The sequence below is a fragment of the Planktothrix agardhii genome (assembly GCF_904830935.1).
Lineage (GTDB): Bacteria > Cyanobacteriota > Cyanobacteriia > Cyanobacteriales > Microcoleaceae > Planktothrix > Planktothrix agardhii.
This window is the reverse complement of record NZ_LR882952.1, coordinates 1,713,648-1,731,093: the sequence shown is the minus strand read 5'-3', so window position 1 is coordinate 1,731,093 and position 17,446 is coordinate 1,713,648. Positions and strand designations below refer to the sequence as shown.

13 protein-coding genes are annotated in these 17,446 nt (G+C 40.2%); 2 read left to right on the top strand and 11 right to left on the bottom strand.

The features are described from left to right. Positions 1–103 precede the first annotated feature (103 nt). From tkt to NMG88_RS22575, 4 genes are all read right to left on the bottom strand, one after another. Positions 104–2,110 (bottom strand): transketolase, encoded by a 2,007-nt coding sequence (gene tkt / locus NMG88_RS08045; RefSeq protein WP_227350392.1) that lies wholly within the window; start codon positions 2,108–2,110, stop codon positions 104–106. 317 nt (positions 2,111–2,427) lie between these two features. After that, the gene (locus tag NMG88_RS08040; protein WP_042153326.1) at positions 2,428–3,657 is read right to left on the bottom strand and encodes a hypothetical protein; all 1,230 of its coding nucleotides are present in this window, start codon (positions 3,655–3,657) and stop codon (positions 2,428–2,430) included. A gap of 392 nt (positions 3,658–4,049) precedes the next feature. After that, the gene (locus NMG88_RS08035; protein WP_254032362.1) at positions 4,050–7,748 is read right to left on the bottom strand and encodes a WD40 domain-containing protein; all 3,699 of its coding nucleotides are present in this window, start codon (positions 7,746–7,748) and stop codon (positions 4,050–4,052) included. A gap of 317 nt (positions 7,749–8,065) precedes the next feature. After that, on the bottom strand, positions 8,066–8,356 hold the full coding sequence (locus tag NMG88_RS22575) for a DUF2949 domain-containing protein (protein ID WP_081692362.1): 291 nt from the start codon (positions 8,354–8,356) through the stop codon (positions 8,066–8,068). Between the two features lie 366 nt (positions 8,357–8,722). Between NMG88_RS22575 and NMG88_RS08025 the strand changes: the two genes are divergently transcribed. Continuing rightward, positions 8,723–9,499, top strand: a complete 777-nt coding sequence (locus NMG88_RS08025) for a DUF362 domain-containing protein (RefSeq protein WP_042153324.1) — start codon at positions 8,723–8,725, stop codon at positions 9,497–9,499. A gap of 385 nt (positions 9,500–9,884) precedes the next feature. After that, positions 9,885–10,613, top strand: coding sequence for a hypothetical protein (locus NMG88_RS08020; protein WP_141292605.1), 729 nt, complete (start codon positions 9,885–9,887; stop codon positions 10,611–10,613). A gap of 87 nt (positions 10,614–10,700) precedes the next feature. Here NMG88_RS08020 and NMG88_RS08015 read toward each other — a convergent pair whose 3' ends face one another. The 7 genes from NMG88_RS08015 to NMG88_RS07985 all read right to left on the bottom strand — a co-directional run bounded on the left by NMG88_RS08015 (position 10,701) and on the right by NMG88_RS07985 (position 17,363). Further along, on the bottom strand, positions 10,701–11,567 hold the full coding sequence (locus NMG88_RS08015) for a Uma2 family endonuclease (protein ID WP_254035306.1): 867 nt from the start codon (positions 11,565–11,567) through the stop codon (positions 10,701–10,703). Positions 11,568–11,675: 108 nt separating this feature from the next. Next, the gene (locus tag NMG88_RS08010) at positions 11,676–12,542 is read right to left on the bottom strand and encodes a DUF4231 domain-containing protein (RefSeq protein WP_026797093.1); all 867 of its coding nucleotides are present in this window, start codon (positions 12,540–12,542) and stop codon (positions 11,676–11,678) included. 200 nt (positions 12,543–12,742) lie between these two features. After that, positions 12,743–13,024 (bottom strand): S-layer homology domain-containing protein, encoded by a 282-nt coding sequence (locus NMG88_RS08005; RefSeq protein ID WP_254035305.1) that lies wholly within the window; start codon positions 13,022–13,024, stop codon positions 12,743–12,745. Between the two features lie 271 nt (positions 13,025–13,295). After that, positions 13,296–13,859 carry a mannose-binding lectin gene (locus NMG88_RS08000; protein WP_254035304.1) on the bottom strand — a complete coding sequence of 188 codons (564 nt, stop codon included), beginning with the start codon at positions 13,857–13,859 and terminating at the stop codon, positions 13,296–13,298. A gap of 160 nt (positions 13,860–14,019) precedes the next feature. Next, positions 14,020–15,102 carry a hypothetical protein gene (locus NMG88_RS07995; RefSeq protein WP_254035303.1) on the bottom strand — a complete coding sequence of 361 codons (1,083 nt, stop codon included), beginning with the start codon at positions 15,100–15,102 and terminating at the stop codon, positions 14,020–14,022. Between the two features lie 161 nt (positions 15,103–15,263). Next, a complete protein-coding gene (locus NMG88_RS07990; protein ID WP_254035302.1) occupies positions 15,264–16,070 on the bottom strand; it encodes a hypothetical protein in 807 nt (268 codons plus the stop codon). A gap of 132 nt (positions 16,071–16,202) precedes the next feature. Further along, positions 16,203–17,363, bottom strand: a complete 1,161-nt coding sequence (locus tag NMG88_RS07985) for a hypothetical protein (RefSeq protein WP_254035301.1) — start codon at positions 17,361–17,363, stop codon at positions 16,203–16,205. Positions 17,364–17,446 lie beyond the last annotated feature (83 nt).

Below are 17,446 nucleotides of genomic sequence, written 5' to 3'. Positions count from 1 at the left end.
AAAACTCAGTGTCTTCAGACCTGAGAGTGTCAATTTAATACAAATGCACAAGACGGAAAAAGGTGGGTCTAGCCCACCTCAATCAATCTAATTGATTTCTGGCTTAACCCAATAACGCTTTCGCCTTAGCCAAAACATTATCAACGGTGTAACCGAATTTCTCCATCAACACACCACCCGGAGCCGAGGCACCAAAGGTATCAATGCTGATGCTGTCGCCTTCGCTACCTGTGTAACGTTGCCAACCAAAACCACAACCCGCTTCCACAGCCAGACGTTTGGTAACAGCTTTAGGTAACACAGACTCTTTATAAGCAGCATCTTGTTCTTCAAACAGTTCCCAACAAGGCATAGAAACCACCCGAACTTTTTTCCCAACCTGGGTTAATTTTTCGGCGACTTCCACACACAGAGAAACCTCGCTTCCAGTTCCGATTAGAATTAAATCGGGAGTTCCTTCGCTATCGGACAGAACATAAGCCCCTTTGCCGACCACATCAATAGAACTACCGTTTAAGTTCGGTAATGCTTGGCGAGTTAAGGCTATCAATGTGGGACGATGACGGTTTTCCACAGCGATTTTATACGCACCAGACGTTTCGTTACCATCCGCCGGACGCATCACCAACAAGTTAGGAATCACCCGCAAGGAGGCAATGGTTTCCACAGGTTGGTGGGTAGGGCCATCTTCCCCAAGGGCAATCGAGTCATGGGTCATCACATAGATCACACCAATTTCCGATAAAGCAGCTAAACGAATCGCCGCCCGCATATAGTCGGCAAAGACTAGGAAGGTAGCACAATAGGGAACTAACCCCGAACCATGCAAGCCAATACCATTACAAATTGCCCCCATTCCGTGTTCCCGAACACCGAAACGCAGGTTACGATTTTGATATTGTCCTTTTTGGAAATTACCAAAACCCTTGATCTCCGTTAAGTTGGAGTGGGTTAAGTCCGCCGAACCCCCAATTAATTCGGGAATAGCCGGAGCTAAGGCATTCAGACATCCTTCGGAATATTGGCGAGTGGCTTTACCTTTTTCATCGGGAGTGAATGTCGGTAAGGATTTTTCCCAACCTTCGGGGAGTATTCCACTGGTGCGGCGTTCAAATTCCGCAGCTTCTTGGGGATATTTGGCTTTATAGTCAGCCCAAGTTTTATTCCATTCAGTTTCCAGATTAGCCCCACGTTCAACGGCTTTGCGGGTATGGGCTAAGGCATCTTCAGGAATTTCAAAGGGTTCATAGTTCCAACCCAGGTTTTTCCGAGTCGCGGCCACTTCATCTGCGCCCAAAGCGGCTCCGTGAACTCCAGCAGTATTTTGTCTGTTGGGAGAACCGTAACCAATGATGGTGGTAACTTTAATGAAAGTGGGTTTATCGGTGACAGCCTTGGCTTTAGCAATAGCATCGGCGATACCATCTAAGTCGGTATTCCCATTTTCAACGTGCAGAACGTGCCAGCCGTAGGCTTCAAACCGTTTGCTCACATCTTCGGTAAAGGAAATCTCGGTATTTCCATCAATAGAAATATGATTATCGTCATAAAGGGCAATTAATTTACCCAGTCCCAGATGTCCCGCTAAGGAACAGGCTTCACCAGAAACCCCTTCCATGTTGCAACCATCACCCAGGATCACATAGGTATAGTGGTCTACCAGTGCAGCATCGGGTTTATTGAAGGTCGCCGCGTCATGAGCTTCGGCCATCGCTAACCCAACGCCATTGGCAATCCCTTGACCTAAAGGGCCAGTGGTAACTTCCACACCCTCAGTTTCAAAGTTTTCTGGGTGGCCAGGAGTCCGAGAACCCCACTGACGGAATTGTTTAATATCATCTAAGGTGACGCTATCATATCCCGTTAAATAAAGGAGGGCATACTGCAACATACAGCCATGACCTGCGGATAGGACGAAGCGATCGCGGTTATACCATTTAGGATTTTTGGGATTGAACCGCATAAACCGATCCCACAACACAAAGGCCATGGGCGCGGCACCCATTGGTAATCCTGGGTGGCCGGATTTAGCTTTTTCTACCGCATCAATGGCTAGGAAGCGAATCGAATTAATGCAAAGTTCTTCAAGTGATTGGGCTGGATCAACCATAATTATTGTTATCTGTAAACTTTAGTGAGTGCGTGAGCGCTCATTTTATAGAATCTCAACAAGTGATTCTCTGCCATAAGTCGCTCTGGAATTACCCTTAGACCGCATCACAATCATCTCATCACTTGAGACACGCAAGCAACCCAATTCTTGATTTTTGGTCAAAGTTTATTTTCTTGCCTATGCACAAATTGTCAATTTTGTCAATACCCTACCCGTTACTTGCCATTTTCCCCAATTTAAGATTGCTATATCTTTAAAAATGTTTATCAATTAACATATTCCCTATTACCTATTACCTATTCTGGTGTTCCTTCCTATACTTTCAACTTTCCCCAGTTAAGACCAAAAGCAATATTGAGATTTTCCAAAGATTCCACTAGCCAAAATACTTTATCTCGGGGAAAAGTGGCATAATGGTTAAATAGAATCGAGAACCGTTTTTCTAAATCTGATTTAACCTTCCGACAAATTAAGACAATTTTTAAGAGTAACCCAATTGAACGAGTCACACCCAAGTTACTGCTTAAATCTAAAAACACAAAGTGATGGGGTTGTTGGGGACTTTCTACGACTAGGAAATTTAATAACTTGCGACAGGTTCCCGCTATCAGAGTATCATTCACTTTCTGACTATCATTGTGTGAGAGCGTCCCTTGAAGTTCTCGGTACAAGCGATTATTAAAATGTTTTTTTGCATATTTAGTATCAACTGCATCCGTTAAATATTCATACAATTCTTCTTTAAACGTCCGATAAGTACGAGCGTTTTGAATTTGATTGACAAAAATTTTGGCTAAATCATCATAGGTATGATAACCGTCAATTCTCCCCGTAAAATGTTTGAGGGAAAAATTCAATTTTTTATCCGTTAATAGGGTAGGGTTTTCCACAGTTGGTAAGATTAACCGTTGTTCCCGATGAATATTTTTAAAGGTGAGATATTGAGATAAATCATGTTCAAAAGTTTCTTGAGCCTGCGTCCGCATATCCCGAATTTCCTGGCGTTGTTCATCGGGACTATCATCGGTTAAAAAACAATGATCATATAAATAGGGATAACGACTAATTAAACCCTCGACATTATCACTTTTTTTATCTTCTTCCGCTTTGATTTTTTCTTCAAAAACCATACTCAAACGGCGCAGAGCTTGGTATTGTTCGGTTTGAGTAAATCGTTTAACTAATGAACGGAGGCGTTTTGCTGTCCAACAGGAGGGTAAACCCGAGGGTGTTTGTTCAAAACTATGAATCAGTTCAGGAATCGCCCACTGATCCCTGGGATGTTTGCGCCATCGGTTAATTAAAATATAGCAACTGCGGTTCAGAACATACTGAAATTCTATATTAGCTAAATCGGAATCAACAATCCGACCGACGGCTAAATTAACTCCTAAATCGGGGTATTCCCCACCTTGGATAAACAGATTAAAGAAACGCTGAATCAGTTGTAGGGGTGCTTCAAGATCAACACAGCATTGCAGATGAACATAAATGACTTGCTCATCTGACGAATGGTAATACTGGCTGAACCCCAAACTATTCACGGTATAACCCCTCTTTTTCTAGGGACAGATCGAACACAACAAGAAAACTATTACAACCCCAAACTGTCACCCAACATCATAACCTGCTTGAGTCCGTTTTCCTAACCGTCCCAATGTTCGAACAAGTGAGATTTCAATTTTCCCTCCCGTCTCTTTCGGAGTATGCTCCTACTGGTATCGAGGCAAGTACAACGTCCAGTTATCTTTAACCCACTTCTTCTGTAACAACAAAAGAAATTTGAATAAGAATCAACCAAGGATGACTGAAAACTTGAGGCAGAGTGTGGCTTACGTAATAATACATATATTCTATAGATAAATCATTACAACTTCTATAAAGATTTAGCAAAAATCAGCGATAAATTGTAAAGATTCGGTAAAGCTATTTCTTATCAGCTTTGATCACGGTTAAGATCGATGGCTCCCAGGGCTTTAAGTGTAACTTTTTGTGCCGTTGTAATTCCGGTCACACCCGTAATATTTAAGCCATTGTATGGCTTATCAGCGCGTAAGGTTTTTAAACATTCATTAGTATGTAAATCCCAAACCTTAATCCCTTGATCATGACTTCCACTCGCCAAAAAATTTCCTTGAGGATCACCATGAACTGACCAAACGGGGTGATCATGACCCTTGAGGTTTTTCACACATTCCCCGGTGGCAATATCCCACAATTTAACATTATGATCATAGCTGCCACTTACCCAAACTTCTTTCTGAAGATAGAATAAAATTCCTTGGACTCGTTCAAGTTCACCTCGCCAGGTTTGCAGACATTCACCAGTTTCAACATTCCAACATTTCACCGAACGATCATAACTCCCACTGACTAAAACAGAACCCTTGTCCGTAAACCCCAAAACATGAACCCGATCACTGTGACCTTCGAGAACCGCCAAACATTCTCCCGTTAGTACATTCCAAACTCGGATCTGGTGGTCATTACTCCCACTGGCTAAAATCCGATCCCGGGGACTAAAAGCCACCGAACCCACCCAACGCCGATGACCTTCTAAGGTTTGTAACAGTTCTCCGGTCTGTACATCCCAGACTTTCACCGTTTGGTCATCACTAGCACTGGCGAGTAGCATACCTTCGGAACTAAAGGTCACAGCTTGAATCCGATCGCTATGACCATGTAAGGTTTTTAGACATTCCCCCGTCTGTGCATCCCAAAGTTTTACCGTTTGGTCATAACTCCCAGTGGCGATTAACCCGCCATCGGGACTAAAGACCACTGACCATACCCAATCCAGATGACCGGGTAAATGCTTGAGACAACGACCTGTCCCCACATCCCACAGTCGCACCTTATTGTCATCACTACCAATAGCCAAACGCCGACCATCAGGACTCACAACAAACGACCAAACCTGATGACGATGACCCCGTAAGGTTCGTAACCGTTGCCCAGTTTGCACATCCCATAACTGCACTATCCGATCTACACTTCCAGTGGCGAGGGTTTGACCATCGGGACTAAAGGCTAAGGAACAGACCTGACTTTCCAGTCCGGTTAAAGTCTTTAAACACATTCCCGTTCGGATATTCCAGAGTTTCACGGTTTGGTCATCGCTGCTACTGGCTAATAGTTCTCCATCGGGACTAAAAACCACGATCCAAACCGAGTCTTGATGACCTTCAAAGGTATGGAAACTGTTACCAGTATTGGCATCCCATAGATGAACTGTTTTTTCCTGGGTACTACTGGCGATCAAATGAATTTTACCAGGAGTTAATCCCGAAGCAACGAAGGTAACGGCCCAATTCCAGGCCTCATTGCCATAGAAAGTGTGTACACAGGTTGCGGTTTGAATATCCCAGAGTTTGACCGTCTGATCCTCACTGGTGCTGGCGATCTGTTCACCATTGGGACTCCAGGTGAGGGTGGATAGACGGTCAGTATGACCGATGAACTGATGCACAGATTGTCCCGAATCAATATCCCAGATCCGAATCTTTTGGTCATCGCTACCACTGGCTAATAAATCCCCTTGGGGGCTAAAACCCACGCAATTTACCGTTCCTTGATGGTCTGACCAACGGTTTAGGCATTCTCCGGTTGAGACTTTCCACAGTCGCACAGTTCGATCCTCACTACCACTGGCGAGTAAAGTACCATCAGAATTGAAACTGAGGGACTTGACGCTTCCGGTTTGACCTTGACAGACTAATAATAGTTGACCTTCTTCGACTGTCCATAAAATAATTTTGCCTTCTGTATCTCCGGTGGCTAGAATTCCGTTATTTCCCAGGGCGACGGTGAGGGAATTTCCTAGGGTTTTGGCAAACACTGATCGAGATAAATCGGAACCGGAAAAGTTAACGTTTTGTAAGTTAGCATCTTGTAAATAGGCTTGCCAGAGTGTTAATTGAGAAAAGTCATACTCTGCTAAATCGAGATCTAAGTGGTGACAAAGATTCAGAATATTCCCGCCTCCATAACCGGAGGAATGACGGTCTTGTTTTAACCGTTCAATTAGGGTTTTAAATTTTTGATTGAGTTCTCCTGAAATTCGATAACGGTTGAGGAGTTTTTGAACAATCGGTTGCAGGATTAAACGGGTTTGACTTTCTCTAATATAATCTTTGGCTTGGGATTTTATTATGGGATATTGATTAAGAATATTAATGGTTTCTGTTTCGATTTCTTCGATAACTTTTTCAATCAATTTTTCAATTATATATTCCATGACTACGGGTTGTTGGGTGAAACTCCCACTACTTTTTTCAATTAGCGATCGCCGACTCAAGGATTCTAGGGCTTCGATCAGTTTTACGGGGGAAATAATTGATAACAAATCTTTCCTTAAATCCACTATTGTAGAAGGTTCTCGATTAATCGCTAACCAGTACATGGTTTCTAATTCCAGTTCAGAAATTCGCCCCAATTGTTGTTCTAATAAATCCCTAATATCCCCAAATATCGCCGTTCCTTCCCGGATTTGGTCTAAAAAATCACTAACATTCCCAGCAAATAAATCATAAATAGTAGTGGTGACAATTTTCAATGCTAGGGGATTTCCGGCATAGCGTTCAATTAATTCTTGCCATTGTTTTAAGGAACTATAAACTCCTTTAGTTTGAATGATTTCTTGGCAATTTTTTGTATCTAATCCCGGTAAAGGTAAACAACGAACTTTCAGAGTTTGACCTTCTAATGCTGATATTTCTCTGGGTTTTTCTCGACTGGTAATCAATAGACAACTTTTGTGTTGGGTTTCTCCTAAACGTTTAAATAGATCCCCGTAATTTTCATAACCTGGATAGTAGCGTCCAACTCGATTTCCTTCTTGTAAAATTGATTCTAAATTATCTAAAATAATTAAGCATTGAGAGGTTCTTAATAATTCCATCAATTGAGAAATTTGACGGGCAGGATCGGTCGATAAGTTATATTCAGTCTTATTAGCAAAAAATTGAATTAAATCGATTAAAATTTCAGTTAATGGCGGTGCATTCCTGAGCGATCGCCAAATCACATAATCAAAATTAGGATGAATTTGTTGAGCAAATTTTACTGATAAAGAGGTTTTTCCCATTCCCCCCATTCCTAATAACGCAATCACCCGACAATCTTCCTGCAAAGTCCACTGTTCAAGTTGGGCGAGTTCTTGAAGGCGTCCATAGAACTGAGACACATCCGGTGCTTCTCCCCAGTCCACATTTGAGGGGGTTGACTTTTGAGGATTAAGGTTTGAGGGTTGAGGGTTGACGGTTAAGAGCAAACTAGGGAGAACAATTGTACTACTGACTTCTCCATCTTCCTGTAATAAAGCGTCTAAGGAACGACGTTCAATGACGGCGCGAAAATTCTTTTTCCCAACTTTTTCACCTAACTCATCTGATAATAACTTCCATAATTTTGGCCCTACGTCCTGCTTCAGATATTCAGGAGTACAGCGATATTCTAAAGCAATTTCATGATATTTCTGACAGTACCAAGTTCCTTGAATAACGGCGATTTGTGCGTCAGTCAAGTGTTTTCCGGTTTTGTTAAAAACCAATGTATCGGTAATTGCAAGTGCCTGTTCAAAGTTCATCATGACCAACAGATACAACCGAGTTTGTTTTTGCTGTTTATCTCGCACCTTTACTATACCGTGGCAGGAATTGTAACAGAAAGTGGTTATATCGGAACTTATCTTTGATCTTCTCAAGGTCAGAATTTTATTTTTTATATAGAAGATATCATATCCATTAACATCAATGAACTTTGAAAGTTTTCTTTTTGAGGCGGTTGTAATTCTTAACTAAAATTAAAGTCAGCCTTGTATTAAAGCTGACTTAGTAATTATTGAATTGAGATTGTGGTCGTTGAAATCTTCTAATTAAACATCGTGACATAGACAGAATTTAAAAAATTGGATTTAAGACATTTTCTCAAAATAGTTTAAGCCAGAGGAAACTACGCTGCCAGCGAAACAGAGATATGTATAGTTTCATCCATTGAAGACTGGGAATAATCAGGATAAGAATACATGACGGATTTCGCTTCCATGATGCTTCCAAATCGTTCCAACCAATCAAAAATTCGATCCAGTTGTTCTAGTGTAATTAATCCATACTGCCATAGGATCATCGGTAACTGACCTGAATCGTTTTCAGGGTGGCGCAAAGCTGTAGCAATTGAGGACGCGGGGATCGCTAACTCCCAACGTAAAAACTGAATTAGTTGTGCTTGTTTGGGTGAAATCATTTTGAGGTTCCTACAAATAGGGCATAAAAAGTTAGATTCTGGTAGAAATTAAGTTCCACATTATTAATCTTACCGAAAATCTAGGGCTACTCAGTGACAGATATCTGGCGAAATCTGTGATTAAATCTGGTTAATGATGTGATCATCATCACAGGGCAAATAATCACTACACTCAGTCTCTACAAGATTTTATTTTCGGAGTTGAATTGAGATAATGCTACCACTCTTTGGGTGAACATCGCTTTTTGATGGTATTTTAGTTATGGAAGTTTGAGTACCTTTGCTAAAAATGGTTTAATAAAAATCGATTCATTAAAAAAATATTAAAAATTCCCGAATTTGGTTAATCGTTGAAATGTAGGTTTTATGAGAAATTCTATCGTTCAGGGCGTCAAAACAGCAGAATTCGTCTATTACCCCCCCCAAATCGCATTAACGGCAAAACGGATTTTGGTCAAACCCAATTTAGGATATCCCGTTGGGCCGCCCGTTACCGTCAGTTTGCAGGTCTTAACCACGGTAATCCAAACCCTGCGACATCAAAACCCTGATGCGGAAATTTTAATAGTAGAAGGGGTTTGTTCTCCGGTGTCTCTGGGTGAAATTGTTCGTCGTCATGGGATAGATCAAATTTTAGGGGACGGAATGCGGATTTTGGATGCGGATATCCTCCCTTTAACTGAATATCCAAATTTGTCCCCCCAACCCGTGCGGTTTAAATCGATGTTCGCCCCCAGTTTATTGACAGAGGTGGACTGTCGAATTAGTATCGGGGCATTTAAACGAACTATTCTAAATGGAAACCCTTTAATTTCTGCATCCTTAAAAAATTTATATGGTTTGTTTCCCAGGGCGCATTATCGCGCGAGAAGTCCCCATTCACGAGGACAATTACACCGTCCTTCTGTTCCGTTAATCTTACAGGATGTTTATTTTTGTATCGGACATTTATTTGATGGGGCTATTGTAGATGGCGATCGCCAATTTATCAGTCCTAATTGGAAACCCGACCGAGGTGAATCAATCCCATTAGGAAAAGTATTTTGGGGGGAAGATTTAATCAGCGTTGATCGAGAAGCCTGTAGGGTTGCAGGGGAAATAATTCCCAGTTATTTAGGCCGGATTGATCAACTGCGTTCGTAAAATAATACCCCCATTTTGACCACACAAATGAAAGGCTTTTTGGGTAGCTAAAATATGTTCTGGGGTTTCGGCAATCGGAACCGTTAGCGCACAATTATCGACTAGATAATCATGTAACTTTGATTAAAATTGTTCCAGAAATCTATTGAAAACGAGGAACGGTTTGATTAAGATATAGTTTAACAGGGGATAGAGCAAGGGATTGTCACTGAGGGAATAGAAGAATAATTTTTATGTTTAGGTTTGATGATTTTATAGTATTTAAGGATATTCTAAAGAAGTGTTAGAATCAAGGAATAGCCATACCACACCGGACGGGGTTGCTCCCAAGTCAAATCAAAGGGTAAATTCCTGATACCTAAAAAATCCTAATTCAATGAGGACTATGATGCTAAACCGATTCAAAGCGATTTATAGGATAGTAATTTTAAGTTTAGGGTTGGTTTTCCTACTGGGAATCACACCTACTTGGGCTGCTCAACCCCTCCCTGAACCCAATGCTCAAGGTAACTATGTGAGCCTATCTTCCCATCTATATTGGCAAGTTGTTGATTCCGATCCTAATGGGTTGAATTGTCGCATGGGAAATTCAAGCATTGAAGAAATTTGGAATCCTGATAACCCTGGATTTCCTAGTATTAGTAATTGGCCGGTAGTTGCCACATTTAAACCCGATGAGATTTTTCGAGCGCAAGTGAGTTATAGTGGCTTTGTTTTCACCAGAGATGCTCAATTTTTACCTTGGATTTTTGTTAAGAAAAAACTTGATGGCACACCTGCAAACTGTTTTATCCGGGCGAATAGTGCGTTAATTAAACCTGTTGAACAACCAAAGGATAATAACGTTTCAACTCCCACTGTTGAACAACCAACAGATAATAATATTATTTCAACTCCAACTGTTGAACAACCAACAGATAATAATATTATTTCAACTCCCACTGTTGAACAACCAAAGGATAATATTTCAACTCCACCCGTTGAACAACCAAAGGATAATAATATTTCAACTCCAACTGTTGAACAACCAACGGATAATAATATTTCAACTCCAACTGTTGAAACGCTTCCTGATACTAGCAGTGACAACACTGAACCCTTTATTGATTTGTAGGGATCTCTTGTTTCTAGGTTCTACCTAGAAACAAGAGATCGGAGTTGCTAATTTTTTTTTGGTTTTTTTGGTGGGATTTAATAGTATTTAATCTGGCAAATCTGGATCAATTCCCAATTCCCGCAACTTAGCCGCCAATCGTTCTGCCCGTTGGTGTTCTTGGTCTGCTCGTTGACGTTCTTGAATAGCTTCTTCTGAACTCCACAGCAACAAATTACCTGAATTATCCCACCAACGCAGCCAATTCATAGTTTGTTGCAACCGTCCCCCAGACCAAATTCCCAGATATAATTCTAGTTGTGGAATCCATACCCGTCCCTGATCATTTGCTGGGTGTAAAACATATCGCCCATCTTGCAAATAACGGACTTCTAAACTTCTATAGTAGGGGTCATAAGTGATGTATGTAGGAACTTGAAGAATCCGTTCATAAAAGTGGAATTTGCCATAGGGAGGAGTTGATCGGATAGATAGTTCTCCTCCATCTGCTTCTGATAGAAATTCCATCACGATCACCACATTAGCACCATCAATATTAGGGCTATAACTCCGACGAATTAACTCTTCAGGTAGAGGATGGACTTGAGGCACATAAAACCAGTCTGGAGCTTTAACAACAGTGTTTTTATTAACAGTTGCAACTAGCCCTAAATTAGAAGCAATTAGCATTTCCGGCTGAATATATCCGGCGGCTCCGAGTGCATCGGTTAGAGCCGCAGCCAGAACGGGCTGCTCAAGTTCTGTTTTGCCGTCAGCAAAGCTTTGGATTACCTGAAGCGCAACTTCAATCTCGGTGTGGCAATCTTTATTAAAGGCAACGGGTTCATCTGTTGGTTCACTGGTGTATTTTAGTTCTCCATCAATATTTTCTAAGACGTTTCCCAAGCTCAATTTCTGAATTTTTTGAGTTATAGCGCTACGCGCATACGTTAGGACAATTTCTAAATGCAGCATCCACGCATTCTCTGACGGTTTGAAATTCGTTTAATCTCTGTTTCATCCAGGTCATCAAAAAACCCGCCTAAGCGGGTTGATTTCCTGGGATTAAACAAGGAACGTAAATTAGGCTTTAGTTGGGGGAGTTAATTCTATAGTAGGGGTTGAATCTGGGGGTTGTTCTTGTTTGTTCTCACTTGCGGATTGAACTTGTTTGAGATGAATTGTATTCACCTGAACAATAAAGTTTTCTATGGCTCTTTGAGCTTTTTTAGAAAGTTGACCATCTTCCATCGCATCATATTGATACAAGGTACTTACTCCTAAGATGAATTTTTCCTGTTCCGCCTCTAATAATTCCACAGCAGTGTTCGCCGCTACCCAATTTTCTTGAAACGGAAAAGAGGTGACAATACTAGCAACAATAGCTGCAATTGCGGGACAAATTACAGGCAACCATTTTAACCAAGATACCCCAGCTTCTAGTTTATCCACTAACACTAAAATAGGAGTGACACCCGATAAAACAATTGTGGCAGTTTGTGAAATATAGTAAATACTGCGACAGTCTCTTCGGGTTTTTTTATAGTCTTCAATTAACTCCTGAGCATATTCTAATGCTTGGATTCTCGCGGCGGTAATCACCGACTTATCCATAGGACTATTCTCACCTGTTAAATTACCTGTTAAAATTGTATACAGTGCAGCATTTTTCTTTATTTTGGAGAGTTTGTCTGCCTGTTGATAGTTCTGAAAAACTTGTCGGTTAATTAAGAACAAACAAATCCAGGTTGCTGCTAAAATAATTTCATAGATTTTAGCGACTTGCAACTCAGAAACAAAAATGTTAATGAAAGCTGCACCTACAAAACCTGCCAAGGAAAAATACTCAACAATTTTTAGCAGCAGTAGGAGGCTGGAGTTGGGTGAACTGGAAGAATCCTCAAGGGTAATGATCATCGACGCTGGGTTCGTCTCTGTAACATTAGTCATGGCTTAAAGGCTAACGGAATAAGCAGAATAACTTTCATCAATATTATACACCATCTGGAAGGGTAACATTTTTAAATTATCTAAGAAATGAGAATACTGTTTCAGCAGTGGAAACCTGATCAAAAGCTCTGTTTTAAACGGATTTCACGGATTTCACGGATTTGTAGGGGCGGGGTATCCCCGCCCTTAACCGTCAACCGTCACCGTGAATTCACAATGTAATCAGAAGCAATGGGTTGTGCTTTTTTCTGATAAACTAACCCTTGGTAAATCATAGATGACACTTCACCATAGGTTGCAGTTTGATTGGGATTGAGGGTATTTTTATCAGGATAATTAACGACTAATCCCGCTTCTGTGGCGGTGGCAACACCCTCAATTGCCCAGGGAGGAATTTGATTAGCATCTTTGAATATTTTCAGGGTTTGTTGAGAATTTGTATGGGGTTTTAACTCTAACCCACTTGCTAAATCGACTAACACTTGAACCCGGGAAATTTCTTGTTTAGGTCGGAAGATATCCCCTGGATATCCTACTAAAAGCTTTGGATTACCTGAAGCGCAACTTCAATCTCGGTGTGGCAATCTTTATTAAGTTGTGAGGGGTAATTCTCCTCCATGTGATCGCATTTTCCAGAAACAAAAAAAGCGATCACGCTCCTTCGGGAAAGATACGCGATCGCCCTTCATCAAAAAACAGCTTAACAATAGCAAATGGTGATTGAGCAACTAACTCAAATTCACCCCAAATTTTTTAATTCCAACTTTCTCGGAATCTGTTGAGATAATTCTCAAATTCTTGATCGTTATCAAAATGCGATCTGAACTCTTGATCTGCTCTGATCTCGCTGATAATTCTTTCTACATCCTCATTAACCTCAGGCTGATTAAAGGCAACAGGTTCATCTGTTGGTTCACTGGTGTATTTTAGTTCTCCATCAATGTTTTCAATGCCATTTAAGCGTATGCTGGTTGAGACATAGCGACCTGATCTGGTTCGACATCGAGCAGAAATGACATCTCCACGAATTGAGATATGATCACAAGACTGATCAAAATTAGCAGGTCTCCAAGAAGAAGTGACCTTGAGAGTTCCATCAATATTTTCAATCCCTTCCAACAATAAATGAGTCTGATTTACTGATTGATCCCTTCTTCTACAATTCGCTTCTAATATAGAACCGTAAATATTAATATCTTCGCAGGTGAGTTGATAACTACTTGAAGCAGCATTAGCAGGCAAGGGACTGGTAATCAGTGCCAAGCTAAAAACAAATATTAAGACGGAGATTGCCTTAATCCAACGATTTAAGATCACTTTAATTACTCCTTGTCTTTGTGAGTTTTTACCTATAGATTGAGGTTTGTGTTTCCTCTCTACACTAATAAGACGTTTCCCAAGCTCAATTTCTGAATTTTTTGAGTTAGAGGCGTTTTTTCCCCTAACTCAATCCACCTATAAACTTTCTTTTTTCAATTTATACGTTCGTGGTTAAATTTGCCACCATTTTATTGAGTTCGCTAATTTCACCTAAGATATCCGGGTCACTAAAAGATTGAAGTGCATCTGCATATTCTTTGACGTTCCCGGCTTTTTGTGTTGCCAGGTTGATTCGCTTTTCTAGGTGATCAGACAATTGGGAGATTTTATTGGTTAATACGATTGCCTTCTGTAACACAGGAGTTTCTATTCGTAAAGTTCTTAAACTTTTCTCAATATAATAGGCTTCTAAAAACCGGATTGTTTCCGGCTTTCGCGTTATAGGCCCTACAGATTGGATGTAATATGTTCCACTTGTTCCACTTCTTTCACGGGCAAAAGTATATTGATCAAGGGCGCGGACGGCGCAGTCCACGAATTCTTTAGTGCTAAGGTCTGTTTTGCAACCGTTGTAAACCACCACTTGATAGATTCGGTCTATTATATAGTAAATTTTCATCGCTTCTTTAAAGTTTTTTAGATTATCCTCATTATCAGATCCAACAAGTCTTTCTACACAGGGAAGAAATGTCAAATATATATAGCCAGCCTTAGTTTCAGGTACAGGTTTATTAGCTTCACAATGGTTGGTAACAAAGTCAAAAAAGTATACATACTTATTATCGCCGAATATACCGATGTCGCGTGTTATAGCGTTTGGAGAAAAAACTTTATATTCCAGAGTGCGATTTTCATTATATCCTTGATTTGCCTGCTCTTCTTGTAGCTGATTGATTCTATCAAGACGATTTTCGTACTCTCTCTGAGATTTATCGCTAAAATTCCCATATTTTACAGCATTTTGCCTAGCATCAATTTGAATTTTTTGTAATTTATTGTCTATCTCTGACAGTGTTGTTTTCCCATTTTCATAAGACAGATTGGGAAGTTTTTGGATTGCTGTCAATACACTATCTAACTCTACTTTCACGTTAGATACATAGGACTGTATTGCGCTATTATAGTCTAATGCTAATACGGGTTCTTGAGCCAAAAGCAGTGTAGATAAAACCAAAAAGAGCAAGGTTTTCCACACAATCCTGGCTTGATTTAGTAGGTTTTTCTGGGTAAAAAATGCCATTTTCATACTCCGTTGGTTTTGGACACTCATCAATTAAATCAGAAGTTTCTGGGTTTAAATTTAGATAGCAATAGATAGCGATGATTGCCATCTATTGCACATATTCCAGAAAGTATGTAGCACAATAGTGTGAAGCTTTATAACTTACTGAACCGAACCTGTTATAAGTTCGTGGTTAAATTCGCCACCATTTGATTGAGTTCGCTAATTTCACCTAAGATATCCGGGTCACTGAAAGACTTAAGATCTTCCCCATACCCTTTGACGTTCTCGGTTTTTTGTGTTGCCAAGTTAATTCGCTTTTCGAGGTGATCAGAAAATTGGGAGATGTCTTGGGTTAATTTTATGCCCTCGGACAACTTCTTGTTATCATCCTCTAACTTGGTTCTACTGGCTATTAAAGCTTTCAGCCTAGACTGAATTAATGATAGATCTGACTTATTTTTTTCCAAATACTTCCTGAAGTTATCAGCTCCTTGGATAAACTGATTATCCACTTGCGTTCCCAGTTTTTTTGCAGCCCGTTCAATGCGCTCTAGTTCACTTTGTTTTTTCTGGTATTCCACTTCATTCCTCTGCACTTCCTTCTCCATAGCTTGTTGGGAGGCATATAGCTTGTTGATCTCATTAAGAACATTTTTGTACTCTTTCTCACCTTCATCCCTCAACTTCTGAAAATCTGCGGCATTTTTCCCGGCTTCGGTTTGAAGTTTTTGTAATTGACTCTCAATCTCTGACAGTGTTGTTTTACCAGTCTCGTAAGACAGATTGGGCAGTTTTTTAATTGCTGTCAATACACTATCTAACTCTACTTTCACGTTAGATACATAGGACTTTATTGTGCCATTATAGTCCAATGCTAAAGCGGGTGTTGGCACAAAAAGCAGTACAGCTAGAATCAAAATTACTAAGGTTTTCCACACAACCTTGGCTTGGCTTAGTAGGTTTTTCTGGGTAAAAAATGTCATTTTCATAATCCGGTAGTTTTGGGTGTCCATAAATTAACTCAGTCGTTTTTGGGTTTAAATCTACATAGAAATAGATGGCAATCACCGCTATCTATTGCGTCTGTTCCTTAAGTCATGTCTAACAGGTATTTTCTAAATTCCTTGAGAGACTTTATTACTTAAGTTTGTGACTAATGTAGCCAAATCTTTGATTTCACCCAAGATATCCGGGTCGCTGAAAGAAGAAAGTGCATCCGCATACTCTTTGACGTTCCCGATATTTTGTTTTGCCAAGTTGATGTCGTTTTCAGCCTTATTGCAGAATGAAGACATTCTAGTGGCTAGGACTGCTGCTTCAGCTATTGTCTGCTTGTTGCTCTCTAACTTGGTTTTATTTTGTTCTAATGTATCGATACGAGACTGCTTCGACCTGAGTTCTGCTTTCTTGCTTTCAACGGCATTGCGGAGTTGCGAGATCCGATCCAATCGTGATTTTAGATCATTTCTGAGCGGTTCAAGTTCTTGATTTTTACCTTCGTATTTTCTTATTTCTTCATTGAACGAGCTTTTAAGCCCTAGTGGATCAAAGGTTAGTCCATCTAATTCCCTTCTAACGTGCCTCGCCGCTGCCAAATTATCCTGTATCTCGCGGTTCAGTTTTTCGTACTTATTGTAAGCTTCATCATATTTACTTCCCTCAAGACCTAATTCACGTTCTACCATGGGTAATTCTGCTTTCTTGGCTTCCACTTCTCTCTTCAAAACTTCTTGCTCTTGATACATTGTGTTGATGTCCTTCAGAAGTTCTTGATATTTTTTCTGCTGCTCATTACTCCAAGTATCAAACTGTTTGGCACGGTTACTTGAATCCTCTTTAAGTTTTTGTAGTTGACTGTCTATCGTTGCCAGACTTTCTTGACCTTCCTTCTCAGGTAGAGTGGGAAGTTTCTGAATTGACTCCAGTATGCCCTTAAAATCTACTGTAAGTTTAGATATGTATGATTGTAGCTCCTGGTTATAGGCAATAGATGGATCTACACTTGCAGGGGGATTAACTGTATTTTTAATCAGATTAACGACTGGATTGAAGTCAATTTTCTGAAGCTCATTAGAGACTTGATTCAAGTCACCTTTCTGAATATCATTAACGACTTTATTGAAGTCAACTTTCTGAATATCATTTAAGAAACCACTCAAGTTAAACGCCAATGCAGGAGTTGGGAAAAACAGCAGTAAAGATAGAATAAAAACGACTAACGTTTTCCCCATAAACTTGACTTTATTGAGTAGTATTTTAGAAGGAAAAAAATTCATTTGTATACTCCGGTAGTTGTGTTTATCCGTGACTTAATTCAGTAGTGAGTTGGTTGACTTTAGATAGCGATGATTTCCAATCT